This window comes from Desulfovibrio sp. MES5 (assembly GCF_002237645.1).
Lineage (GTDB): Bacteria > Desulfobacterota > Desulfovibrionia > Desulfovibrionales > Desulfovibrionaceae > Desulfovibrio.
On sequence record NZ_MJUZ01000048.1, the window covers coordinates 87,372 to 113,225 of the forward strand.

Below are 25,854 nucleotides of genomic sequence, written 5' to 3' on the forward strand. Positions count from 1 at the left end.
TCCTCTTCCCACCATGCTCCCACCGAACTCCAGCCCACACCGTAAGCCTCTTCAAACCCCGTCAGGCCGATCAATCCACGACATCCCCTACCCCCCATTTTTCCCTTCTGGTTAGGAATAGGTTAGGAAAAAGAAAAAGCGCTTATGGTTAGGATTCCATAAGCGCTTGAATTTCTTGGTTGCGGGGGCAGGATTTGAACCTACGACCTTCGGGTTATGAGCCCGACGAGCTACCGAGCTGCTCCACCCCGCGACACGGCAACAGTGTGTTGTTGCGAAACAGATAAGTAGCCCTTTGGTGCCAAGGTGTCAAGCATAATCGTAAATTTTTTTTTGTGCGTCAAAAATATCAGGCAGATAGGCGGGAGCTTTGGCGTGTGCCCCGGCACGTCTGCCCTGTATGCAGACGCCTTCATCCCCCGCGTTTCCCCTCACGCGCACGTACCCCCCGCACTCCACGCGCATTCCACTCGCACACCAGGCAGGCTTGCAAGTATCTGTCTGGGTAAAAACTCCTTTGAGCCGTTCTCCTCGATTGAGCCGTTCTCCTCGATGCCTGCAGGCGCAACTTCTGGCGTTTGGCGCATGGCGAACCTGAGTGGACTCCTTCACGTCTCGCGTCCGCAGCGCTGCCGTGACGCCATTTCAAGGCGAGTTTGCGCTTCACGTCAAAAAATCGTGCTGCTTTTTACGCACAATGGTCTTAATATTTTTCAGCTGTAATATTGTAGTGTTAGCTGAGATAGGAACAGTATTTACTGAACGTTGCGACCATCAACGACAGCGATCAAAAACATCCTCAGGCATAACGAACGACCGGGGCGGGTTTGAAACGCCTCGTCGAGCCGCAGATGAGTAACATTTGTGTGTCGTAAAATACTTAATAAAATAATGATGTTATTGTGTTTACGCACAAAAAGGACGCGCAGTTATTTGCATCAGCGCACATGGGTGACACACTGGCAACAGGGCGAACGGCGGCTTTGGGATTGCCAGACCATTTTGTGCACTGTGCAGAAAAAACAAGCGCGCCCGCCTGAATGTCAGGCGGGCGCGCTGTGCGTCAGAGCAAAAATCATTGCCCCTGGAGGGCGTTCAACCGGATGCGCCATGCGCAGGCGCGGGCAGTCTCGGCGGAGAGGCCGATCTGTGCCCTCATTGGCGGGCTGGCCAGAGGACAGGCAGGCGAACAATTCAGGCGGGCAGTCTCGGCACCCAGGCCCCTCTGGTGCGGGCTGTGGTTTTATGCCGTCTTGCCGGCTTTTTTTCCTTCTTCATCCTTCCGCAGGGTAAAGGCAAATATGGTGCCCACCAGGGCCACCAGGGCCAGGCACTGAAAGGTGCGCGGCAGGCCGTGATTGTCGGCCACCCAGCCAAGCACGGGCGCGAACACGCCGCCCAAGCTCGTGGCCAGACCAAGCGTCACGCCAGAGGCAAAGCCAATATTTTTGGCAAGGTACGTCTGTCCAAGCACGACCAGCGAGCTGAAGGGCACGTAAAGAACAAAGCCCAGCAGAGGCAGCATGGCGTAGGCGGCGTAAAGATTGGGCATCAGGCTGAAAGCCAGCACAACGGGCGTGACCAGGGCAAATGCCAGTCGCACGATGGCCCGGAAGCCATATTTGTCTGCCAGAACGCCGCCAAGTATGTTGCTCAAGACGCCGAACGTGCAAAAGACGGTCAGTGCCACGGCGCCGGCGGCCTTGCTCTGGCCAAAGCCGCTCACCCAGTACAGGGGTATAAAGGTATTAAAGCCAATAAAAAGAACGGAGCGCGTAATGATGGCTCCGGTGAGCTTTGAAAATTCGCGCCAGTTATTTTGCAGCACTGCATCTTCGCCGGATTTTCCGGTGCTGTCTGCGGCATTGGCGGAGTGCGCTTTTTCAACGTTTTTGGGTTGCCCGTAGGCGGCCTGTGCGGTTCGTTGCGCCGCAGCCGCCGCTTCGGGCGCGACCATGCGCATGATAAGCAGCAGAAGAATTGAGGCCATGACCGTGCCCAGCAGGCCAAAGATAACCATGCCCGGCATGCCGAACATGGTCAGAAAAAATGTGGCCAGCAGGGGGCCCACCACAAAGCCCGTATTGCCGCCAATGGAAAAAATGCTCATGCCCGTGCCCTTGCTTTCGCCGGACACCTTGTTGGCAAAACGCGCGCCTTCGGGATGAAAGAGCGCCGCGCCCACGCCGCTGATGCCAATGGCCGCGAAAATGGCCCAGTAGCTGGACATGAAGCCCACGGCAGTCAGGCCGATGCCTGCCAGAAACACACCCAGCGGGATAAGCCAGGGCTTGGAGAGCCTGTCCGCCATGAGGCCGAAGAGCGGCTGAATGATGGACGAAAGGCAGGAGTATGCGAACATCAGTCCGCCTGTGGCCTGATACGACAGTCCATAGTGCGTGCGCAAAAAGGGCAGAACTGCGGGGAGGGCTCCACCGTTTATGTCACAAGACAGATGCCCCAGCGAAACGAGAGAGATCTTTTTTTTGTCCATCGGCGCAACCTACGCTAATATCTAAGTAAAACCAAGGAGGTAGGGGTGCAAAATTTTATATAATAATGTTTATTGGTTGAAATAAATGGTCTACATTTTTTAGCTGCCGTGGCCTTGGAGGCGCAAGAACGGGTGCTGCCTGCCGCTCCTGACCGTACAGGTCCAGCCGTATCCGGCGAGCGGCGCGCCGCAGCGGGATGCCTGCCCCAGGATGCCTGCCCCTAAGATGCCCTGCCGTGGGCTTGCCCCTTGCTGCACGGCGATTGCCCCGCAGGGGGCGCAGGCCGTTAAAGGAGCGTATGGGCCACCGAAAATTCCGGCACGGCAAGGGCCAGCCAGAGCGGAGGCTGTCGTGGACGCCCTGCATGGCCATCTTTGCCACGGGCTGCCGCATGCTGTGGCGGTTTTGCCTCATTTGAAGCCAGCATAGCCCTGCGCGCACGCGGCGGAAGGTCGTGAACTTCGACAGCCAGGCCGGATCAAGCGGCGTCGTGCCGCCATGCCGCGAGCTGTGCCGGTTTGCGCGCCGTTGACGCGCCAGGCCCCCTCGCATAATCATGAACGCAACAGTATGAACATCCATAACGTCATCGCACAGCCCGAGCTGGCCCGAAGTCCAGCGGATTACGCGGCCTGCGCGGATATCTGGCTTGAGGCATCCCTGCTGGCGCACGATTTTGTGGACCCGGCGCTGTGGAGCGCGCAGCGTGAGGCCATGGCCCGGCACTATCTGCCCGCATCACAGGTGACGCTGTTTCGGGGCGCTGACCGCCCCATTGCCTTCGCAGCCGTGTGCAGGCCTGAAGGCGAAGACCTGCTCGCCGCGCTTTTTGTGGCTCCTGCCTACTGGCGCAAGGGGATTGGCAGTGCGCTTCTGCGGCATGTGCTGGGTGGGCGGAACCGGCTGCGGCTTGATGTTTACCGCGCCAACACGGGAGCGCTGGCATTTTATAAAAGCATGGGCTTCGCGCCCGTGGGCGAAAGCCTCTGCGGCCATACCGGGCAGCTGCAAATCGCCATGCTGTGGACAGCGTCCGGACTGCCGCAGCAGTTAGGTTTGCAGGATGAATATACAGAGAACTGAAACGCGCAAAGCCGTCAATGCCGCGCACGATGCCCCGCCGCGAGGCGTGGAAGGCCGGTGCGGCGGGAGCCCTCATGAGTCCTATGTCACATGTGAATGCCAATTGTTCTGAATCCGCCGCGCTGCCTCAGGTGGCCCTGCTGGGCACGGGAGGCACGATTGCCGGGGTGGCGGACACTCCTTTGGAGCAGATAAGCTATCAGGCAGGCGTTCTGTCCGTGGAATGCATGCTGGAAAGCCTGCCCGGCATTGAAGGGGTGGCGCGTATCGCCAGCCGTCAGTGCGGCAACCTGCCCAGCGAGGACATGCGCCCCTGCCATTGGGCCAAACTTGGGCGGGATTGCGCCCAGGCCCTTGAAGATGAAGAGATGTGCGGCGTTGTGCTGACCCACGGCACCGACACCCTTGAAGAATCTGCCTTCTACCTGCACCTGACCATGAGCAGTTCCAAGCCGGTGGTGCTCACAGGGGCCATGCGTCCGGCCACCTCTCTCAGCGCGGACGGCCCCATCAATATCAGGGACGCCGTGGCCGTGGCCGCCAGCCCGCAGGCGCGCGGGCGCGGGGCGCTTATTGTCATGAACGGGCGCATCATTTCTGCCCGCACGGCGGTCAAGGCCGGGACGCTGGACGTGGAGGCCTTCCGCGCTCTGGAATCCGGCCTGCTTGGCCGCGTCATCAATGGGCGGCCCGTCTTCTATCACAGCGGCGAAGACGGCCCTGCCCTGGCCGGAACCTACGCCGCCCATGCCGGGCAGGACAATCTGCCGCGCGTGGATGTGCTGTACGCCTGCGCGGGCATGCCGCTGGACGCCGCGCTCTTTTCTCTGGAGCGATCGTCCGGGCTGGTCGTTGCGGGCATGGGCAACGGCTCCATGCCGTCAGATGTCCGCAAGGCTCTGGATCAGGCCGTCAGAGAGGGCAAACCCGTGGTGCGCGCCAGCCGCACGGGAGGCGCACCTGTGACGGATCTTGAAGAATATGCGTCGTTCATAGCGTCGGGCATGCTTTCAACGCCCAAGGCACGGGTGCTGCTCATGCTGGCTCTGGCCGAGGCCGAGCGCCAGGGAGCGCGCGACCCGGAAGCGCGGGTGGCGAGTGTGCGCCGGGCGTTCACGCACTGCCGCGAGGTTTAGGGCGCTTTAAGGTGAAATTGCCCGGGCGGCTGCGCAGGCGTTTGCGCGGGGCAACGGCGGGCGCGCAGGCCAGGCACGCCGGGGCAAGTGCAAAGGCCCAGGCTGCCGGGCTGAAAACGCCAGCGCCTCCGTGGCTGTGCTGCGGTATGGGCTGGCCTTTGCGGGCATTGCAGGCGTGGAATGATCAAGTCTTGCCTGCGGGGCGTAAAAGAAGCACAATCGCGCATCGTATTTTGGGGCCGGGCTTCCAGCAAGGCTCCCGCGTTGCAAGGGCTGCCGCGAAGATCGGCGCTACTAGTTGCGCGGTCGCGCCCGTAACGAGCGTGTTTTGAACATTGAGGCTGCACGTTTTCAACGTGAATTCGCTCTAGCCTGAAGGAGCCGCAGAAGCATGTCCTACCGCTTCATTCCCCAGCTTGAAGATGAAGATATCCGCCGCCAGCAGGAAGAAGGCTTACGCAACACCCTGGCCCGCGTCTGGAATTCCCCCCAGTATGGCAGCAAGCTTCGCGCCTGTGGACTGAACCCAGGCGACCAGCTGGGGCTGGACGACCTTGCCCGCCTGCCTACTGTGGACGTGGACGACCTGCGCGAGGGCTATCCCCTGCCCCTGCTCTGCGTTCCGCCCACTGACGTTGTGCGTATCCACGCTTCCAGCGGCACCACTGGCAAGCGCAAAATTCTGGCCTATACCGCTGCGGATGTGGAGACATTCAATCTGCAGATGGCCCGTTGCTATGAGTTGGCGGGGCTTACGGCTGAAGACCGCATGCAGATCGCCGTGGGCTACGGCCTCTGGACGGCGGGCGTGGGCTTTCAGGGCGGCAGCGAAAAACTTGGCATGCTGACCGTGCCTGTGGGGCCGGGCAACCTTGAGATGCACCTGCAGCTTTTACAAGACCTTGAGACTACCTGTTTTGGGGCCACTGCATCCATGGCCCTGCTGCTGGCCGAAGAAGTGGAGCGGGCGGACCTGGGCAAAAAAATCAAGCTGCGCAAGATGATCTGCGGTTCCGAAGCGCGCAGCGAAAAAATGCGCCAGACCATCGAAAGCAAGCTGGGGCTTCAGGGCTGTTACGACATCGCCGGCATGACCGAAATGTACGGCCCCGGCACGGCCATTGACTGCGACGCGCACGAGGGCCTGCACTACTGGGCCGACCTCTTTATCATCGAGGTGCTTGACCCCGTCACCCTGCAACCCGTCCCCGAGGGCGAAGTGGGCGAAATGGTCGTCACCAGTCTGCGCAAGGAGGCCGTGCCCCTGCTGCGGTACCGCACCCACGACCTCTGCCGCCTGCTGCCGGGCCGGTGTTCCTGCGGGCTGAACATGCCCAGGCATGACCGCATCCTTGGCCGTTCCGACGACATGCTCATCTATCGGGGGGTCAACATTTACCCCGGTCAGTATATGGCCGTCATAGGCGAATTTGCGGAACTCGGCGGCGAATACCAGGTGGAGCTCACGCGCGACGAACGCGGCCTTGACCACCTGACCCTGACTGTGGAGCGCGCCCAGGGCGTTGGCAGCGGCAATGACGCCGCGCTGGCGCAGGCTCTGGAGCATAGGCTGCACAAGGCCATACTGGCCCGCATGCAGGTGGCTGTGGTGGACTACGCCGCCTTGCCGCGCACGTTCAGCAAATCGCGGCGTGTTGTGGACAAGCGCTGAGACGGGTTCGCGCAGCCGCCAGAGTGCGATTAGAGCAATTTCATTTTGAAAATGCTCAAGGTTGAAATGCTTTGTGGGGGCGGGCCCCTTTTGCAAAAGGGGCCCGCCCCCACGCCCCCACCCCCTAAAGCCTTTATTGTTTTTTTGTAGCGCTAGGATTGTCCTCATTGGCTTCATTATTCCGGTTGCCTTCATAGCTCACATTGGCCGACGCCTCCGAAACTGGACAGTTTCGGAGGCGCTGGTTTTTTATGGCGGCCAGAGTCTGGTGTTTTTACGCTGAAAAGATGCGCGGCAGGCTCATGTGTGCGCTCTGTTCCCGGTTACGCCGTCGATGCCAGCCCGCTGCAAAGGGCAATGCCGGGGCACGGTGAAAGCATGTATATCCTTTTTATTTTTAGTAAGATATGTCCAGTGTCATCCAGGGAAGAAGGCGCGGATATGGTGCCGCGTCCATGCTGCGCAAAAACAATCTTTTCAAGATATGTGATTCTGTATAAAAGCGTAAAATGCCGGTATATGTTAAAGAGGTTCATCCGCACGTTAAAGTGAGCCTTGCTCCACGGACGATTCTTGATGCTTGACAAATAATACTAGAACACTATTATTAAACTGTGAGCAAGTCACGCGATCTGCCCATGAGGTTGCTCCCCCTGCCTTATCTGGCTTTTTACAAGCCCGGCAAATGGCCTTCAAGCTTTTGTCTGTTCTCCTCTTCCAGTAAATATCTTTAAAATACGAATCGTTGTCCTGCAGAGACGCTTCTGCCTTTCGCCTTGGCGAAGGGCGCGCAAAGCTCTGGCGGGACTTCAGGGCAGATTTGGCCTTTGCGTCAGCCTGACTTCTGTCAGGCCCCTGTCCGGATACATTTCAGGAGTTTGTTATGGCAAATATTCATCTTACCCGTCCGCAGTTCGGACAGCAGACCGCGATCACCAATGCGGCGGAAGACCGCATTGTTCTGGATTTTCCCACCACTGACGCCACGCTGGGCCGCGAAGGCGACGCCCTGACCTTTACGTTCGAGGACGGCGCAAAGATCAGTCTTGACGGTTTTTATGCCGACTATACCAGTGAAAACACGCCCGATTTTATCGTGGATGGGCAAATGGTTTCCGGCAAGGACTTTTTCAGCGCCCTGGGGCAGGACGACCTCATGCCCGCAGCCGGGCCCACAACCGCCACGCGCAATGCACATTATACGGAACACGCCGACTCCAGCCTTGATTCGGGCATTGACCATCTTGGCGGCCTGGACTGGAGCATGCAGACAGCCAGCGTCGCTCAGGACACGCTGGCCACGGACAGCCAGCTTGGCCGCGATGACGGTGGCCAGGGGCCGGACGTGCCGGGAACTGGCGGCGGAGGCGGCGGTGGAGGTGGTGGCGGCGCCGCTTCCGGCTACCATGCACGCCTTGTGGTGGGTTCTGACGCCGGTCAGTCCATGGTGTTTCAGGCCATTGACGAAAACGGCAATCTTGTCACGGACGCCAGCCAGGTGAGCCTGGCCTTTGCGGGCGGCTCTTCGGCCTATTTTAACGCCCCGGTTATCGACCCTGTCACCGGTCTTGTCACCATCACGCTTACGGCGGCGGGTCAGGCCGCTCTGGCCGCTGGCGAAAAGTTTGACTCCGTGCTTGAAGTGACCGTGGGTGGAAAGACCTACAATATGGAGCTGCTGGGCAATGACAGTTCCTCCTACGACTCTGCGCAGCGCGAAGCTGAAACAGACCTTGGCGGCCCCCTCAAGGGCGAATGGTACGATTCGCACGGCAAGAATGTTAATGGAGAAAAAATCACGCTGGGCGGCGAGGACTACAACAGCGCTGTTGTGGAAAACACCACGGCTTCCGGCAATGCCTATGGCGCACTCAATACGGACATCACCTTTGCGCATGACGCCGCGGGCAAGATAGACGTTTCCTCCAGGGCCGAAAACGGCAATGCCTACGGTACCTCCGCATATGGCAGAGTTGACGCTGGGACCATCACCATTGACGCCGGAACAAAGGGCGATGTGAACATGGGCGCATCAGCGGACGGGGGATCGAGCATGGCCCTGATCACAGGAGGCGACAAGGACGGCAGCGGCAATTTTTACGAAGCGACAGCCAATGTGCACGGCAAGGACATAAGCTTCACGGCTGGATCCAATGAAAAGACAGCCGCAGGCATATGGGGGGGCGGCAAGTCCACCGTGAACGTGCAGGCCGAGGGCGACGTGAACTTTTCCAGTTCCGTCACAGGCGGCACTGTCAATTATATGGCGACTTCTGTGTATACCAAGGACCAGGCCATTGTGAACATCAGCGGGCAGAATGTCAGCGGTGAAACCAATGCCTATGCGGGCAGCGGAGCGGATGGCACGGTAATGAGCAGCGTGTTCCGCACCACGGCGGGTACGGCCATCAATATCGACACCGCCAGCGACGGCAAGTTCAGCGCCACGGCCTATCAGGAAACATCGCCTTATGACAGTCCCTACACCGGCGTCTCCTGGACTGGCGGCCGGGCGGCGGGCTTTACCTCTCTGGGGCTTGCGGCCTCCGGCAACCTGAATCAGGCCGGTCAGGGCGGCAAGTCGGCCATCAACATCAACACGGGCGATGTGGACATCTCCGCCACAGTGGACGCCGCATCCCCCAAGGGCACGGCTGCGGCCATCTATGCGGGCTATGGCGGCGACGTCAAAATCAATACATCGGGCAGTGACAATGAGCTGAACATCACGGCCGATGCGCCCAGTTGGGGCGTCAGCATTTTCTCCACCAACTACGGTACGACTACCATCAATACCGGAGACGGGGATGATGTCATCAACCTCAACGCTTCCGCCCACAACGGAGCTGCGGCCATCGGTCTTGGCGCGCAGGCAAGCGGCCAGACGATCATTGACGGCGGCGGCGGTAATGACACGCTGAATATAAACGCCACCTTTACGGGTACCCATACGCTTTCCACCGACTATATGGATACCAAGGCGGGAGCCTTTGGCATGAATGCGGCCTGGGGCGGCGCAACCAACAAGATCACCAACGTCAATAACGTAAACATTACCGCCGATGCCAGCGGCAGCGACGACGGCTGGGCCTACGGCATGTATACCCGTGACGGCTGGGGCGCTTCTACTCAAAACATCATTGAAAATACAGACAGCGCCATCACGGTGGTCATCACGGCCAAGGCCGGAACCGCCGGGCAGGCATACGCCATGTACGGCAATGCGGGCGGCATCAATCTTATCCGGGGCGGCAGCCATGCCGGGGATGCGCACGGCGACAGTGTCACCCTCAATGGAGATATTGGCGGCTACATCAATACCGTTACCACTGGCAACGGCGATGACCATATCGAAATCAACGGCAACCTGCGCAGCGGAACAAACACGTTCAACATGGGCGATGGCAACGACATCTTCACGTTGAACGGCAATATCGCGGGCGGCGCCAACAAGATTGTGATGGGCACTGGTGAAGGCCGCGTGAATATCCACGGGGATGTTACCGGCGGCTCCACCAGCATCAGCCTCGGCGCTGGCGACGACATCGTGACCATTGACGGACATGTGCAGGGCAACCACCTCACCATCACTGGCGGCGACGGCTATGATCTGCTGGTGCTCAAGGCCGACTCCTACGCCGACTTTATCGCCAAGTACGACACCTGGCTGCAAAACAACCTGAGTTCCATCGATGTTGAGGGCATTCATGTGAGCGTCAACGGCCTGAGCGCCGCTGACCAGGCAGACCTGCACGCCTACCTGAACAACGGTCATTTCAACGGCTATGACGTCACCTATTCTGACAGCACCGTGCCCTTCTCGGCCGCCATGGCCGACGATTTGCCCGACGGCTACCGTGAGGCGGGGCTTTCAGGCCATGGCGATCACGACGGCGGATCCGGGAATTCTGGCGGTGGTGCTTCTACCCTCAGCCAGGATGCGCACTCCGACAGTGTGAGCGATGATATGAGCACGCTGGCGGCGCAGCATCAGATACACTCCGAGTTCGGCGGCTAGGGCGTGTCGCTTTGAAATGCTTTATGGGTGGGAAGTGCTTTGTGGGGGAGGGACCCTTTTGCATAAGGGGCTCCTCCCCCACGCCCCCACCCCCTAAAACTCTTATTATAGAGCGTGCTAGCCTTGTAAAAGGTGAACCGTTCCAACGCCGCACCGGGCCAGATCCTGCCGGAAACCGTATTCGCCGGCAAAGTGACAATGCCTCAAAGTCAAGCATTTCAACATTGATCTGATCCGCCACAGTGCAAGGTACTTCCTGGTTGGAAGCGGGGGGCCAGCGGCAGCGTCTTTCAGGCGTCACATCGTTTCACGGTGCATCTGCTCTGGGCGACACTGCCGCTTTGGCATAATGGGGACCGCCGCTCCGGTACATCCGGAGCGGCGGTTTGTTGCGTGTGGGCGGGTCGCCACTCAAAATATTAAGCGCAAAGGGTAGCGCGCCCGCTCCTGTGCGTAGCAGTACAGGCAGGAAGCGTTTACGCCTTCACGGCGCGCGTATGCCGTACAGCGGTCAGGTTGGGGATAAAATATAATGCGCTGGCATGAATATTGTGCCGCTCGCCATTGGGCGCTTGCTCGCGAAGTTGCGTCATGCAATTATGCGACAGCGCGCTTCGCTGCGCCAACAACCTTTTTGCGGGAGACGCCATGCCCACAGGCAATATGCTGAAGCCCTGGCCGTTTCTGGCCGGATATCTCTGTCTGGCTGGCGGCGCGTTTGCCCTGTGGCTGCCCATGCTGGGGCTGCTGCCCCTGCCAGTGCTTCCCTGTGCATTTGTGGCGCGGCGCATGGCCCTGGCGCGTCAGGACGCTGTGGCAGCAGAGCACGCACAGTGGCAGCTGCGCACGTTCTGGCTGCTCTTCATGCTGCTGGTGGGCCTGATGGGACTGTTTGCTGCGGTGGGCATCGTTTTCAGCGAAGCTGCGGTTCTGGATCTTGTGGAGGGCATAGGCGACGCCTACAGCGCCAACCAGATAGACATGGGCGTGGTGCTGGAACGGTTCTGGGCCATTGGCGAAATCCGCTATTTTACCTGGGCGGGGCTGTTTTGGCTGACGCTGGCCCAGGTGTGGCCGCTCAAGCGCATCCTCCAGGGCATATGGGCGTTGTTTGCCGGATGCGTCCCCACCGGGCCCGGATTTGGCGTAAAATGTCTGGCCCTTGCCGTAGCCTTGGCTGTGCAGGGGGGCATATTGGCTTTTATACTGGCCACATAGACTGGAAACGATGCCTGTAACGCAGGCGGACCTGCTTTTTGAGGACGCGCGACAGGCCAGCCCGGAGGCGTTCCCTCACAGGGGCCGGGCATTCGCGTATGCTGGCCGGGCGTCCGCGTAACTTCCCCGCGCATTCCACTGTGTAAGTTGCCCGCGAGCATTCCCTTCACGTAGTGGCACGGCACAATGTCACGGGGCAACGTGACGGCACACGTCCAGCACGACACCCGGCGCAAATCTCCTGCAGGTTCATGCGCCGGAGCGGCGGCATTTACCCGTCGCGGCTTTTGCCCGTCGGCGGCATGTCCCGGCAACGCACGGTGTTTCAGTTTGCCGACGTTTCGCGGTTGGCGTCGTCCTTGACCTGCCGCATGTAGTTGTACACGGTGTAAATGGACACGCGCATGGCCTTGGCCAGATACTGCACCATCCCCTTGATGAGAAAAGCCCCTTCTTCATCCATAATGCGCACAAAGTTGAGCTTTTCTTCTCTGGTCATGGTTGCGGGATGCTTGCCCGCCCGCCGTATGGCCGTCTCGATGATGGCGTCGCTGGTTTCGCCAAGGCAGGAGGGGAAGGCCTCGCTCATCTCCTTGCCGGGGGCGTTTTCAAAGCGCAGCAGGGCGTGCAGCACGCCCTGAAAGCGCTCCAGATCCGTCAGGTCAAAGTGTATGCACACCGCCCCTATGACTTCCCCCTCGCTGGTGCGCAAAAAACTGATGGACGATTTGAGCGTCTGCCCTGAAGGCGTTGTGGCGGCATAGGCTATGATGTCCTGCACGTTGTCGCCGCCCTGACGCCACGCCTTGGTGACCATGTTGGTGGCCGGAGCGCCCACATTGCGCCCGGTAAGGGAGCCTTCGATGTGAATGATGGAATGCTCAAGGTCGCTGAAGTCGTGTACCGCCACTTCGCAAAAAGGGCCCAGAGTTCGGGCCACCATACCGGCCATGCGTTTGGCGTTGGCAAAGATGGCCTGGGCTTCCGCCACGCGGCAGTTGATTTTTTCCACATCCGGTGAATAGACGCGGGCGGCTCTGGCGGTACGGCGGGGGGCGGCTGCGGGCCGCGGTGGCGATATCTTGCGACTTTGCTTGGGCATGCGGGCCTCCCGATCATATCTGCGTATCATGTCCGACAGCAGAGTGTTGCTATGGAATTTTATGCAGGCTACATGAAAAAAACAGCATTGTGTACCCCCCCAGTCCACAACAAAACGATAAAAGCCGGTGATAGGCAGCATAGATCGGCGTATCAGAGATATCTGGCGGTCTGCCCGCAGGCCTTGGCACAAAGGGCGACGCTATGCCGAAAAGCCATAGTGGGCCGCGTTGCCGCAGCATGTCGGGTTGGTCAGGGCGGCGGTGCGGCAGGACCGAAGGGCGGGGGGCAAAACAAGAGCCGCCCGCGTGGCGGGCGGCTCTTGAGTGATATGCGCCAAAGGCTCTTTTCTTGATCGATGAGGCCGTGCGGCCCTTTGTGCCGTCCAGAAAAAGGCGTTTTGCCGGGTGCGGCGGTTACGGCTTTTTGGGTTCCTTGGTCAGGTCGTCGGTGCTTTCCTTGGCGTGGCGCACAAGAATGGCGGCAGCGCCGGGGGTTTCGCCAAGACCCTTGAGGTGGGTGTCAACCTTGATGCCGGCCTTTTTGAGCTGGGTAGCCCAGGAGTCGTCCTCGTCGCCTGCAAGGTCGTTGCGGGCATGGTCGCCTGCCACCAGCATGAGGGGGGCGATGACGACGTGCTTGATCTTGGCGGCCTTGAGCTCCTTGAGCAGGTCTTCAAAGCTGCGTGCGCCTTCCACCGTGGCCATGTGGATGTTTTTGTCAGCAGCCGTGAAAACAGCGCGCACGCCTTCAAAGGCAAGGTCTGCGCGGCCGTGGCTCTGGCCGTGGCCCATGAGCACAAGGGCGGTGTTTTTGCCGCGCTGGCTTTTGGTGTCAGCCTGAATGGCGGCCAGAAGCTCCTGGGCGTCAGACTTTGACTCAAGCATGGGGCGGCCCATAAAAACGGCCTCAAAGCGGCCCGGGTTCTTGCTCACGTCAAGCAGCACGGCCCTTTCAAGGGCGGTAAATTCTTCACCGGCCAGAACATGCAGGGACTGCACGCGCACAACCTTTACGCCGTCCTTGGCCAGCTGGGCCATGCCGTCGCTGATGCCGCCCACAGGATGCCCCTGTTCGGCCAGCTTTTTACGGATAATTTGTGATGTGTAGGCCCAGACCACAGGCGAGCCGGGAAAGGCTTTTTTGAATTCCGCATCCACAGCCTTGAAGGCGGGCTGGGCTTCGGGAACACTGGTGCCGAAAGCCACCAGCAAGATGCCTTCCTTGGGGGCAGCGGCGTCTGTGGCGTAGCTTGTGCCGTGCACGGCAAGCGCCGCGAGCAGCAGCAGGACGAAAAGCAGTGGGCGAAGACCGACGTGTGACAGGGTGCGCGGCATGGCAACCTCCTCAATATCGCGTTGAAAGGTTCGCAAAGGGCTATGGCCCCGGCGGGTGTTCGGACTTGAGGGCTGTGTGGCCGTGTGGCCAGCGCCTTGGTTTCGCCTTCACCGCTTGCGCGATTGGCTGTCAAACGCCGCCCATCCTGAGCAGGCGAAAAGAAACCTTGTCCCCTCTTACCGCAGCGCGACTGTTTTCGACTTGCACGAAATTCCCCGCCAAAAGACAACAGGACAACAGGGCGCGCCAAATGTCAAGGAGGGCGGGCGCTTGCGCCAGCCGCCGGATGAGGGGCTGCGCCGGGGCTGCAGCGCGGCTTTCTTGGCCGCTATGAACGTATTTTTCCTTGTTCTTCCGGCAAATTTCTGCTACATATGCGACCTCTCTTTGAAAAAGGGAAATCATGTTTGGAGGCTGGACATATGGCAGGCTTGGAAACCGGGCACGAAACCGAAATGAATTTCGAGAGTGCTCTCGAAAACTACCTCACTTCCGATTTTGGCGACCTTGAAGAAGGCTCTATCACCAAGGGCGAAATCGTTCGCGTGGACGAAGACAATGTACTGGTGGACGTGAACTTCAAGTCCGAGGGGCAGATCCCCGCGGCTGAATTTCGCGATGCTGCTGGCAACATGGTCGTTTCCGTGGGCGACAAGGTGGACGTGTACGTTGTTCGCAAGAACGAAAACGACGGCACCATTACCCTTTCTTTTGAAAAGGCCAAACGCATGCAGGTTTTCGACCAGCTCGAAGACGTGCAGGAAAACAACAGGGTCATCACGGGCCACATCGTACGCCGCATCAAGGGCGGCTACACCGTGGATATCGGCGGAGTCGAGGCATTTTTGCCCGGTTCTCATGTGGATCTGCGTCCCGTGCCGGACATGGACGCCCTGGTCAACCAGGAGTTCGAATTCCGCGTGCTCAAGATCAACCGCCGCCGCAGCAATGTCATTGTTTCGCGCCGCGTGCTGCTTGAAGAAGAACGCGATTCCAAGCGCCAGGATCTGCTGCGCACCCTCGAAGAAAACCAGACTGTGCAGGGCAAGGCCAAGAACATCACCGAATACGGCGTGTTCGTTGACCTGGGCGGCCTCGACGGCCTGCTGCACATCACCGATATGAGCTGGAAGCGCATTCGCCATCCCAAGGAAATGATCACCATCGGTCAGGAACTGACCCTGAAGGTGCTGTCCTTTGATCGCGAAAACAACAAGGTCTCCCTGGGCCTCAAGCAGCTTGTGCCCGATCCGTGGCAGGATATTTCCGCCCGCTTCCCCGAAGGCGCCAAGTGCACCGGTAAGGTCACCAACCTCGTCGACTACGGCGCGTTTGTTGAACTGGAAGCCGGCGTTGAAGGTCTTGTGCATATTTCTGAAATGTCCTGGACCCGCAAACTGCGTCATCCTTCCCAGATGGTCCACACCGGCGACGAAGTCGAAGTGGTCATCCTGGGCGTTGACGGCGACAAGAAGCGCATCAGCCTCGGCATGAAGCAGGTTCGTCCCAACCCCTGGGAGCTGGTGGCTGAACGCTACCCCGAAGGCACCATTCTTGAGGGCGTCATCAAGAACATCACCGAGTTCGGCATGTTCATCGGCATTGAAGACGGCATCGACGGCCTCATCCACGTGTCCGACATTTCCTGGACCAAGAAGGTGCGCCATCCCAACGAAATGTACAAGGTCGGCGACACCGTGCAGGCCAAAGTGCTGACCGTTGATCAGGAAAGCGAAAAGTTCACCCTGGGCGTCAAGCAGCTGGTGGACGATCCGTGGGGCCATGTGCCTACCACCTACCCCGTGGGCTGCACCATCAAGGGAACCGTGACCAACATCACCGACTTCGGCCTCTTTGTTGAAGTGGAAGAAGGCATTGAAGGTCTGGTGCATGTTTCCGAGCTGTCCAGCAAGAAGGTCAAGACCCCGGCTGAAATCTACAAGGAAGGCCAGGAAATCCAGGCCAAGGTCATCCACGTCAGCGCTGAAGAGCGCCGCCTTGGCTTGTCCATCAAGCAGATCAAGGACGAAGAAGAACGCCGCAAGCCCAAGGAATTCCATTCCGGGCCGCAGGAATCCGGACAGAGCCTGGGCGACCTGCTCAAGCAGAAGTTCGAAGAGAGCGAAAACGGCTAGTCCGTTTTGAGAAAAGCATCAAGGGCGCTTCCACAGGGAGCGCCCTTTTTGTATTATTCCGTTACCGGAACACCTGTGGCGGGCGGCATACGGCCTTTATGCGCCGCGCCTTGCCGCATGGCCTGCGTTGTTGTAACGTAGATGTTCGCCTGGTTTTTCTCGTACAAAATGTCGTGACGCAACATGTCCGCAGCCCGGATGGTACGTTATGGATACTTCTACTCTATTCGACATGAATATGGTGCTGGATATGCTGCCCAACGCCATATTTCTCAAAGACGAGAATCTACGTTTTGTTTTTGTAAACAAGGCCTACGAAAAAATGTTCGGCGTTCAGCGCGAGGAAATTATGGGCAAGTCCGTACTGGACTTGCCCTACTTGCCGGAAGAAGAGCGCAAGATGTATCAGGCCGATGATCTGGCGACCTTGGAGAGCCAAGAGTTCAGCCACCATATTTTCAGTTACAGGTTCGCTGACGGCAAGATGCACACCTGCCTGCACTGGAGCGGCGGCTTTACGGACGCCAACGACGTGCGCGGCTTTCTTGGGGTGATAGTGGACATCACGGAGCAGAGCCGAACCATCGGCACGCTGCGCAGCCAGCTGAACTCGATGGTCAACAAGTTCAGGCTGGCGGATGAGAGCAGCCTGAAGGATTCGCTCACCCAGTTGCAGACCAGAAAGTATCTCGACCTCGTGCTGGACAGGTACGTCAAGGTGGAAAAACGGCCATTCTGCTGTGTCATGCTGGATGTGGACAGGTTCAAGGACATCAACGACACGTTCGGGCATCTGGCGGGCGACAGCGTGCTCAGGGAAGTGGGAGCGGCCATCCGCCAGTGCGCGCGCAGCAGCGACATAATCTGCCGCTATGGCGGAGACGAATTTGTGGTTCTGTTGCCGAACTGCTGTCTCAACAATGCCGTGCCCACGGCGGAAAAAATACGTGGCGCTGTGGCTACAACGGTGTTCAGGCCGGACGGCAAGCCCGTGAGCGTGAGTCTGGGCTGTAGTGAGCACAATGGCCGGGGGGACGGTCTGCAAACGCTGCATGAGGCGGACAAGGCGCTGTATGCTGCAAAGCAGGCTGGTCGTAACCGGGTTTGCGCCGCGCTCTTGTGGTAAGGCGCTGATACGGGCTGCGTGCTGCGGAGCTGCGCGGGCTGACGCTCACAGCAAGGGCGCACGCGAACCGCTTGCGGCCGGTGTCCGCGCAAATGCGCGCCAAAGCGGCGCGCTGGCCATTGCGAACATTGCGGCAGCATATCTGCTTTGGGCATGCAAGCGCACCGGCCCGGTCGTGGCTCACCGCTGCCCGCCGCTGCCCATTGTGGCGCGGTCGCGTCCCATCGTGGCCTGTCGTGCCCCGAAGTGGCCCCTCGTGTGGCCTGTAGTGGAGTGTTGCAGCCAGTTTGCAGCCCGTGTCGCGGCATGTCGCCGCGTACAGCACGGCATGGCGTTGCGTGGCGGCGCATGCAGAACATAATAAAACCGCCCGGCGTTGTCTGACGCCGGGCGGTTTTCATATATCCGCTGTGACTGGAGCAGTTTTAAGCTGAAACTGCCCTATTCGGGGAACAGGATTTTTCTCAGAACCGTGTCGATCGCGTCGTCATTGCCGGTGATGGAGTCATAGGCAGTCTGCAGCGAGGCGGGCCATTCCTTGTCGCTGGCGTCGCTCATGAACATCACGAGGTAGTCATGTTCGGCCACCACATCCACGTTCATGAGCATGCCGTTGCTGGTGGCGGTGAAGGTCCAGCCGCCGTCCTCGGAAGGTTCGGGCGTGCTGCCCTTCATCTGTCGTGAAAGCTTGGCGGCAAAATCCTTGTCGGAAAGGTTGTTGGCCTCGCTCTTGGTGTACAGGGCGATGGAAAAGAAAGCGTCTTTCGAGGCCGTTACGGTCACGACGCCGTCTTTTTCCTGAGCATTGCAGCCAGCGGGCACATCTATGCTGAAATGGGCGAACTTCACTTGCTTGGCCTGCGCGGGCAGGGCCAAGGCCAGAAGAACCAGACAGCAGACGGGGAACATGAGAAACTTTTTCAGCATTTCGTCCTCCTGAAAAACGGGCATTGCTGGGCAAGCTTTGTCACGCTGTCCGGTATTTGTCCATAAAAAAATATGTCGGTAAAAATTTAGTAAATATGGTGTGTTATACGCTATCTTGCAGTGAGGATTTTGTGCAGCAGGGGGGCCAGTTCGGGCGTCTTGCCCTTCACCGAGGCGTAGGCGCTGCCGATGTCTTCGGGCCATTCCGCCTTGTTCAGGTCGGTGAACAGTTCCACCACATGTTTTTCATCGGCCATGACAAGCACATCAAAGGGCACCATGGCAATCTTCACCGTAAAGCCCCATCCGTCGTCGCCCACCTTGCTGATGGGGCCGCCCTTGAGGCTGCGGGACAGGTTTTCGGCGTGTTGCTGCAGCGAAACGTCCTTGGCGCGGTCGGTTACGTTAACGGTGAAAAAATGGTCTTCATCGTCAAGCACAAAGAGCGCGCCGTCCCGCGTCATAAAGTTGCAGGAGTCAGGAATGTCAGCGGTCACAAAGGCAAGCTCGTAGCTTTTGGCCGAGGCGTGAACAGCAATAAGCGGCAGACTCAGGGCCAGCAGCAAAAAGGTAAGGAAACGCTGGAGCGGCATAATGTGTTCTCCGGATAGGCACGGGCGGGCGCGGCCCACTGCGGGTTTATGGTCCGCCATGGGCCTGGTGCTCCGCCTTGATAAACGCGCAGTTAAGGAAACGCTGATTAAAGAGCCTCTTGGAAACGCGCAGTTATTCCGTTTGGCAAGGCGCGCTCTTTTTTGAAGCAGGAGTGGACTCTTCTGTCCTCGACTGTTTCAAAAAAAGTGAAGCAACGCCGCCAAACGGAATAAATCAGCGTTTCCTTAAAACTGGTATAAAAAGGCCGGAGTACGAGGATCAGCCTGGCCGCCGGCTGAATGCAGGCCCACAAGGGCCGCCAGCCCGCCGATGGAGTCCGCATCAAGCCCGAGCATGGCCGTGAGGCCACGTCCCAGCCAGTTGCCTTCTTTGGGGCGGGTCAGCAGTTTGCGGTCAACGGGCACGCCCGTCTTCTGCGCCAGCCAGCGTTGCGCCTGCTCGCGGCCGCCCATTTCATCCACAAGGCCGAGCTTGAGCGCTTCCTGCCCGGTGTATACCTTGCCGTTGGCCAGCTTGACCACCTGCTCGCGCGGCATGTTGCGGCCCTGGGCCACAATATCCACAAACTGGCTATACATGTCGTTGAGCACGCCCTGAAAATAGGCGCGCTGTTCTGGCGTCATGGGCCGCATGTAGGAGGCGGCGTCTTTGTAAGTGCCAACCACAAGGGTTTCCTGCCCGACGCCCACCTTGTCCATAAGGCCCTGAAGCTGGGGCACGTCCATGCGCACGCCAATGGAACCCGTCACCGTGGAGGGGTTGGCGAACACGCGCTGCCCGGCCATGCTGACCATGAGCCCGCCGGACGCCGCCATGGAGCCCATGCTGACGGCCACAGGCATTTTTTGCGCCACTTCTTTCAGGGCGTCATAGATTTCCTGCGAGGCCGCCGCGCCGCCGCCGGGCGAATCCACGCGCACAAGGATGCCCTTGACGGAAGGATTCTGCGCCACCTTGCGCAGCCATTCGAGCGTGGGCTCTGCGGAGAGTATGGGGCCGTTCACCGAGACAAGGGCGATGCGGCCACCGCCGGTGAAGGAACTGCCATCATCGCTTGCCTTGACGATAAGGCCGCCGAGCAGGCCAAGAACCAGCAGGACGCCGCCCCAGAACAAAATGGGACGCCTTTTGCGGAAGGGCCGACGCAGCAGGGTTTTCCATATCTCTGCCGGGATCTGGGCCAGAGGGCAGGCGGTTGCGCAGCCCGCCTGGACGGCCTGCGGGGCGACCTGCTGGACAGAGGGCTGCGCGGCCTGCCCGGCGACCTGCGAAGCCGAGGCCGCGTCCTTGTCGCTCCTGCTTCCATTGCGGCCGTTGCCGCCATTGTCACCGTTGCCGCCGTTGGTGGACGGGCTTGGAGTCCCAATCATTGACAGGGGCTCGTCATACGAAAATTCTTTATCACTCACGTTGTAATCCTTTGCGGAACGGGCCAGGGCTCTTTCGCGGTTGCAGGCGCAAAGCGCCTACAATTTTGCCTGCATGGCTTCGGGCCACAGTTCGGCCGCCTGCTCGCGCAGTTTGTATTTTTGTATCTTGCCGCTGGCCGTAAGAGGAAAGCCAGAAATCATAGCAACATACTTTGGAATTTTGAACCAGGCTATCTTGCCCCGGCAGAACGCGCGTACATCTTCGGGCTGTATCTCGACGCCGGGACGGGGAATGATGAAGGCCGCCACCTCTTCGCCATACTTGAAGCTGGGCAAGGCGACCACCTGCACGTCCAGAACGCCGGGCATGGATAAAAGGTATTCTTCCACCTCGCGGGGGTACACGTTTTCGCCGCCACGGATGATCATGTCCTTGATGCGGCCCGTGATGCGCAGATAGCCCTCTTCGTCCATCACGCCCAGATCGCCGGAGTGCAGCCAGCCATCGGGGCTGATGGCCTTGGCCGTGTCTTCGGGCATATTGTAGTAGCCCTTCATGACGTTATAGCCCCGGCAAAGGATTTCTCCAACCTGGCCGCGCGGCAGCTCTTCGCAGGTTTCAGGATTTGCCACGCGCACCTCGATGCCCGGCATGGCGCAGCCCACGGTTTCGCAGCGCTGTACCAGGCTGTCGTGCATGTCGGACTGCGTCATGACCGGCGAGCCTTCGGTCAGGCCGTAACAAATGGTGATCTCCTTCATGTTCATGTCTTCGATGACGCGACGCATGAGGGGTTCGGGGCAGATTGACCCCGCCATGATGCCCGTGCGCAGGCTGGACATGTCAAAGCGATGAAAGAGCTTGTGCTCCAGCTCGGCAAGAAACATCGTGGGCACGCCGTAGAGCGCGGTGCAACGCTCAGCGTCGACGGCGGCCAGCACCTTGAGCGGGTTGAAGGACTCAAGAATGACCATGGTGGCCCCGTGATTGACGCAGGCCGAAACGCCGAGCACGCAACCGAAGCAGTGAAAGAGCGGCACGGGCAGGCATACGCGGTCATTGGGGCCGAAGTTCTGGTGGCGGCCTATCCAGTAGCCGTTGAGGCCCACGCCCACATGGGTGAGCATGACCCCGCGGGGAAAGCCCGTTGTGCCCGAGGTGTACTGCATGTTGATGACGTCCCAGGGTTGCAGCGTAGCCTGCCGGGCCTGGTACTCCTCATCATCCACCATAACGGACAGGGAAAGGATTTCGGGCACGGAGTACATGCCCCGGTGCTTCTCCATCCCCAGAAAACAGACGCGCTTGAGGTGGGGCAGGCTTTTGCACACGAACGAGCGGCGGGCCTGCACGCGCAGTTCGGGCGCGATACGGTACAGGGTGTCCAGATAGTCATGGTCGCGCACGCTGTCGATAAGAAAGAGATTCTCGCATTCCGAATGGGTGAGCAGGTAGCGCAGTTCGTGTTCGCGGTAGTTGGTGTTTACCGTAATGAGTATGGCGCCGATCTTGGCAGTGGCAAATTGCAGGGCGACCCAGTAGGGCACGTTGGTGGCCCATACGGCCACCTTTTCGCCCTTCTGCACGCCAAGGGCCATGAGCCCCTTGGCAAAGCGGTCAACAACCTCGCCAAACTCGCGCCAGGTCTGGCGAAAGTCGCGGTCGGCGTACACAAGCGCCTCATTGTCGGGGAAGCGGCTTATGGTGTGGTCAAGAATCTGCCCCAGTGTCCATTCGCGTAATTCAAACTGGGCCTGACGCTGGCGAACTTTTTCTTCCATAGTGTCTCCTGTGGCGCGCGTGAGTTGGTCGGGCGGAAATTTTTTCAGTTGTCCTACGAGTTGTAGGTCACGGCCAGAATTTCCACCGGCTCGTCACCAGCCGCGCCCACAAAGTGGGGCACGATGGAATTGTAGTAGATGGTTTCGCCGGGTTTGAGCACGTAGTTTTCGCGTCCGTAGACCACAAGCAGCGTGCCCTTGAGTACAAATATGAACTCCTCACCCTGGTGCGAACTGGTTTTGCGCTCACCGGCGTCGGGGAAAATACGGATGTGGAAGGGCTCCATGTTGCGGTCGTTCTTGCCCTTGCCCAGGGGCTGATAGGTGTAGCTGGGGCGGGGGATACGGCCAGTGTGCAGGGCTTCTTCGCCTTCGCACTCGTTGCTGATACAGGCGATGATGGGGTCGTGGGTAAACTGGTCGTCCAAAAAAGTTCCCAGGCGCACGCCAAGGGCGCGGGCCACCTTTTGCAAGGGACCGATGCTGGGGTAGATGGCGTCGCTCTCCAGCTTTTGCAGGTAATTCTGGTCAAGGCCGGTATCCCGGGCCAGTGTTTCAAGGTCAACTTCGCGTTCTTCACGGAATGACCGTATGCGGGAACCAATGGTGCGGGCAGAGGGCATGGCGGGCTCCTGACTGTGACCCGGCCTGGATGCGTTGCAGCGCTGACTGTCCGGGCGGGCTTTTCTGAGGTGATTGGAACGTCAATATGGGCCTCAACCTAGCTAAAAGCTGTCTCGCCCGCAAGCCTTGGTATCACTGCTGCCGCCGGGGCATCCCTGCTGACAGAACGCGGCTTGTGCGGTACTGTGTCGCATGAACGAAAAACTCACAGTACGGCGGGCTTTTGTGGCTTCCGGGCAGGTACAGGGCGTGGGCTTTCGCCCCTTTGTCTACAGGCTCGCGCATGAGGGCGGCCTCACGGGAACCGTGGGCAACACCTCGGAAGGCGTGCGCATGGAAGTGCAGGGGGTGGAGGAAGAGGTGCGCCGTTTCGGCCAGCGCCTGCAGGCGGAGCTTCCCCCTCTGGCCCGTCTTACCGGCCTGAAAGAGGAAGACCTGCCAATTGTGCAGCAGGAGGACGCCTTTGCCATTGTGCAGAGCAGCGGCCATGCCGGGCACAGCGTGCTGGTCAGCCCGGATGTGGGCGTGTGCGCCGACTGCCTGGCAGACATGGCTGATCCGCAAAATCCGCGATACAACTATCCTTTCACCAACTGCACCAATTGCGGCCCGCGCTATACCATCACCCGTTCCATCCCGTACGACAGGGCCGTCACGTCCATGAGCTGCTTTCCCCTGTGCCCGCGCTGCAAGGCGGAATATACTGACCCTGCGGACAGGCGCTTTCATGCGCAGCCCGTGGCCTGCCCGGTTTGCGGGCCTGCGCTCTGGTTTGTGGACAAAGAAGACGCGGCGGCAGGGCGTACCCGTCCGGAGTCAGTCAGCTTGCAGCCAGCCACCATGCAGGTGTTCGGTTCGCAATCTGACGGCGTACAGTCGGCCATCCCGTGTTCGGGCGACGGATCGGGGGCTGAAGCTTCGCAGCAGTCAACCCGTCCACATACGGCCAGCGCTCAGTCGGCAAGCCCGTGTCCCGCTGATAAGCCCGGGGAAGCCGCGTATCGCCAAAGCTGCGCGCAGGACAAGGAAGCCCTGGCGCGCCTCGCTCTGGAGCGTTCGGGGCAGGTGCTGCTTGACGGCGGCATTCTGGCCATCAAGGGGCTCGGCGGCTTCCAGCTTGCTTGTGATGCCCGCAACGCCCGGGCCGTAGCCCTGTTGCGGCAGCATAAAAACCGTCCGCACAAGCCGCTGGCGCTTATGGCTGGCGACCTTGCGACCGTCCGCTCCCTCTGTGATCTCACGCCGGAGCACGAAGCCCTGCTTGTAAGCCCGGAAAAGCCCATTGTGCTCTGCCCGCGCCGTCAGGAAGAATCGCCCGCACTGCCGCCGCAGGTGGCCCCGGATACGCGGCAGGTGGGGTTCATGCTGCCCAACACTCCCCTGCACAGCGTGCTTTTTGACTGGCTGGCCGCCCGCGCGCCGCAGCCGCCTGTTCTGGTGATGACCTCGGCCAATGCCGGGGGCGAGCCCATCTGCCTGGGCAACAGGGAGGCGCTTGAGCGGCTGTCGCATCTTGCGGACGCCTGGCTGCTGCACGACAGGGACATTCTGGTGCGCGTTGACGACAGCGTCATTACCCTGCAGCCGCACACGGGCCCGGCAGCGGCCGCCCTTTCCGGCGCATCGCGCCCCGGCAGGGGCGAACCGCTTTTTTACCGCCGCGCGCGGGGTTATGTGCCGCGCCCTGTGTTTCTGGCTGACAGCCGGGCAACGGAGGATATGGAGGCTGCGGCAGGTACGGAGGTAACAGAGGCAGCGGCGGGCACGGCTGACGCTTTTGTTGCGACGCAGGCTGCAAGCCCCGTTCCTGCCTGTGTTCTGGGGACAGGAGCCGAACTCAAGGCCACCGTCTGCATCACGCGCGGCAATGAAGCCTTTGTGGGGCAGCATGTGGGCGATCTGGAAAACCCGGCGGTTATGGCTTTTTACGAAGAGGTGGTCACGCATCTGGAAAAGCTGCTGGAGGTTCGCCCCCAGGCCCTTGTCTGCGACCTGCACCCCGACTTTCTTTCCACCCGCTATGCCGAAGCCCGCGCCGCGCGCGAAGGTCTGCCCCTGTGGCGTTTGCAGCACCACGCGGCCCACGCCGCCGCTGTCCTGGCCGAGAACGCCTGCTTCAGCCCTGCCCTGGCCTTGTGTCTGGACGGCACGGGCCTTGGCGACGACGGCACGATATGGGGCGGCGAACTGCTTGTTATGGAACTTGCCAAACCGGAATGGCGGCGGCTTGGGCGGCTCTCTCCCTTCTTCTTGCCGGGAGGGGACGCCGCAGTGCGCGAACCGTGGCGCATAGCCCAAGGCCTGATGATTCAGGGCCCGCTAACTCAGGGCCAGACAACCCAGAACCTGAAAGGCCAGGCTGCAGAATGCGACAGTCTTGATGCGGCAAGCGCCCTGGCTTGCGCGCCCTGGCTGCCGGAGCATGCCCAGGCTTCCCGCGCCGTGGGTGAAATGCTGGCGCGCGGCATCAACTGCCCCGCCACTTCCAGTTGTGGGCGGCTGTTTGACGCCGTGGCGGCGCAGGCCGGTCTGTGCATGACAACCACCTACGAGGGGCAGGCTGCCATACGGCTGGAGGATGCGGCCAACCGGGCGCAAGGCCCGCTTGGGGCCGTGCTGGCTGGCCGCGCGCCTATGGCGGACATGCGTAAAATTTCGGGAATGATCTGGCCCGTGGGCGTGACGGCGCGCGACGGCCTGCTGGAACTGGACAGCGCCGGACTTTTCGCCAGGGTAGCGCAGGGCCTTGCGCACGGCATGCCCGTGCCCGAGGCGGCAGGGCGTTTTCATCTGAGTCTGGCGGAGGCTCTGGCGGGCATGGCGGGAAAAGCCGCCAGATCGCTTGGCATCACCACCGTGGGTCTGAGCGGCGGCGTCATGCAGAACGCCATTATGGCGCGGCTGCTGCCGCAGGCCCTGGACCATCTGGGGCTGAAGGCGCTCACCCATCATGAACTGCCGCCCGGCGACGGCGGCCTGTCCCTGGGGCAGGCCGTGTGGGGCAGAAGAATGCTGGCCGCCAGGGCCGGGCAGTAGGGGGTCTGAGGGGGCTGCGGGCGGGCGCGGGCAGCACGTCCCGGCAGGAGTAATTTACTTTCACACCCCCCGCCCCCCAGACAGTTTCGTCACGAGCGCTTTTCAGTCATTCCTGCGTCGAACTTCTCCGTTTATTCCGGTCGAGTACCATCAGAGTGCACTCCCTGCATAAAAGGCT

At 60.2% G+C, this 25,854-nt stretch carries 16 protein-coding genes, 1 tRNA gene and 1 riboswitch; of the genes, 8 read left to right on the forward strand and 9 right to left on the reverse strand.

The annotated features are described in order from the left end of the window. Positions 1 to 176 precede the first annotated feature (176 nt). Together BCS36_RS11740 and BCS36_RS11745 are read right to left on the reverse strand one after the other, a co-directional pair. Positions 177 to 253 (reverse strand) — tRNA-Met (locus BCS36_RS11740). A 990-nt stretch (positions 254 to 1,243) separates the two neighbouring features. Then, positions 1,244 to 2,494, reverse strand: coding sequence for an MFS transporter (locus tag BCS36_RS11745; RefSeq protein ID WP_291303063.1), 1,251 nt, complete (start codon positions 2,492 to 2,494; stop codon positions 1,244 to 1,246). 571 nt (positions 2,495 to 3,065) lie between these two features. On the opposite strand from BCS36_RS11745, the gene BCS36_RS11750 reads away from it, so the two are divergent. The 5 genes from BCS36_RS11750 to BCS36_RS11770 all read left to right on the forward strand — a co-directional run bounded on the left by BCS36_RS11750 (position 3,066) and on the right by BCS36_RS11770 (position 11,622). Beyond that, positions 3,066 to 3,578 (forward strand): GNAT family N-acetyltransferase, encoded by a 513-nt coding sequence (locus BCS36_RS11750; RefSeq protein ID WP_291303064.1) that lies wholly within the window; start codon positions 3,066 to 3,068, stop codon positions 3,576 to 3,578. A gap of 74 nt (positions 3,579 to 3,652) precedes the next feature. Beyond that, a complete protein-coding gene (locus BCS36_RS11755; RefSeq protein WP_291303065.1) occupies positions 3,653 to 4,714 on the forward strand; it encodes an asparaginase in 1,062 nt (353 codons plus the stop codon). A gap of 391 nt (positions 4,715 to 5,105) precedes the next feature. Then, the gene (locus BCS36_RS11760; RefSeq protein WP_291303066.1) at positions 5,106 to 6,386 is read left to right on the forward strand and encodes a phenylacetate--CoA ligase family protein; all 1,281 of its coding nucleotides are present in this window, start codon (positions 5,106 to 5,108) and stop codon (positions 6,384 to 6,386) included. An 883-nt stretch (positions 6,387 to 7,269) separates the two neighbouring features. Next, positions 7,270 to 10,404, forward strand: coding sequence for a hypothetical protein (locus BCS36_RS11765; protein ID WP_291303067.1), 3,135 nt, complete (start codon positions 7,270 to 7,272; stop codon positions 10,402 to 10,404). Positions 10,405 to 11,052: 648 nt separating this feature from the next. Next, positions 11,053 to 11,622: a hypothetical protein gene (locus BCS36_RS11770; RefSeq protein WP_291303068.1), complete on the forward strand. Its 570-nt coding sequence runs from the start codon at positions 11,053 to 11,055 to the stop codon at positions 11,620 to 11,622. A 325-nt stretch (positions 11,623 to 11,947) separates the two neighbouring features. On the opposite strand, the gene BCS36_RS11775 is transcribed toward BCS36_RS11770, so the two are convergent. Both BCS36_RS11775 and BCS36_RS11780 read right to left on the reverse strand, forming a co-directional pair. Further along, entirely contained in the window at positions 11,948 to 12,724 is a 777-nt protein-coding gene (locus tag BCS36_RS11775) for a transcriptional regulator (RefSeq protein ID WP_291303069.1), read from the reverse strand. A 415-nt stretch (positions 12,725 to 13,139) separates the two neighbouring features. Beyond that, a complete protein-coding gene (locus tag BCS36_RS11780; protein WP_291303070.1) occupies positions 13,140 to 14,060 on the reverse strand; it encodes a sirohydrochlorin cobaltochelatase in 921 nt (306 codons plus the stop codon). Positions 14,061 to 14,092: 32 nt separating this feature from the next. After that, a riboswitch (cobalamin riboswitch) is annotated at positions 14,093 to 14,318 on the reverse strand. Positions 14,319 to 14,483: 165 nt separating this feature from the next. Here BCS36_RS11780 and BCS36_RS11785 point away from each other — a divergent pair. Together BCS36_RS11785 and BCS36_RS11790 are read left to right on the forward strand one after the other, a co-directional pair. Next, positions 14,484 to 16,196: a 30S ribosomal protein S1 gene (locus BCS36_RS11785; RefSeq protein ID WP_291303071.1), complete on the forward strand. Its 1,713-nt coding sequence runs from the start codon at positions 14,484 to 14,486 to the stop codon at positions 16,194 to 16,196. 208 nt (positions 16,197 to 16,404) lie between these two features. Continuing rightward, the gene (locus tag BCS36_RS11790; protein WP_291303072.1) at positions 16,405 to 17,322 is read left to right on the forward strand and encodes a diguanylate cyclase; all 918 of its coding nucleotides are present in this window, start codon (positions 16,405 to 16,407) and stop codon (positions 17,320 to 17,322) included. Positions 17,323 to 17,763: 441 nt separating this feature from the next. Here the strand turns inward: BCS36_RS11790 and BCS36_RS11795 are convergent, their stop codons facing one another. The 5 genes from BCS36_RS11795 to BCS36_RS11815 all read right to left on the reverse strand — a co-directional run bounded on the left by BCS36_RS11795 (position 17,764) and on the right by BCS36_RS11815 (position 22,639). Then, the gene (locus tag BCS36_RS11795; RefSeq protein ID WP_291303073.1) at positions 17,764 to 18,249 is read right to left on the reverse strand and encodes a hypothetical protein; all 486 of its coding nucleotides are present in this window, start codon (positions 18,247 to 18,249) and stop codon (positions 17,764 to 17,766) included. Positions 18,250 to 18,359: 110 nt separating this feature from the next. Then, positions 18,360 to 18,842, reverse strand: a complete 483-nt coding sequence (locus tag BCS36_RS11800; RefSeq protein ID WP_291303074.1) for a hypothetical protein — start codon at positions 18,840 to 18,842, stop codon at positions 18,360 to 18,362. A gap of 246 nt (positions 18,843 to 19,088) precedes the next feature. Beyond that, positions 19,089 to 20,273: a signal peptide peptidase SppA gene (gene sppA, locus BCS36_RS11805; RefSeq protein WP_291303075.1), complete on the reverse strand. Its 1,185-nt coding sequence runs from the start codon at positions 20,271 to 20,273 to the stop codon at positions 19,089 to 19,091. A 57-nt stretch (positions 20,274 to 20,330) separates the two neighbouring features. Next, positions 20,331 to 22,016: an AMP-binding protein gene (locus BCS36_RS11810; protein WP_291303076.1), complete on the reverse strand. Its 1,686-nt coding sequence runs from the start codon at positions 22,014 to 22,016 to the stop codon at positions 20,331 to 20,333. A 53-nt stretch (positions 22,017 to 22,069) separates the two neighbouring features. Beyond that, positions 22,070 to 22,639 (reverse strand): helix-turn-helix domain-containing protein, encoded by a 570-nt coding sequence (locus tag BCS36_RS11815; protein ID WP_291303077.1) that lies wholly within the window; start codon positions 22,637 to 22,639, stop codon positions 22,070 to 22,072. A 193-nt stretch (positions 22,640 to 22,832) separates the two neighbouring features. Between BCS36_RS11815 and BCS36_RS11820 the strand changes: the two genes are divergently transcribed. After that, a complete protein-coding gene (locus BCS36_RS11820; protein ID WP_291303078.1) occupies positions 22,833 to 25,676 on the forward strand; it encodes a carbamoyltransferase HypF in 2,844 nt (947 codons plus the stop codon). The last annotated feature ends 178 nt before the right edge of the window (positions 25,677 to 25,854 follow it).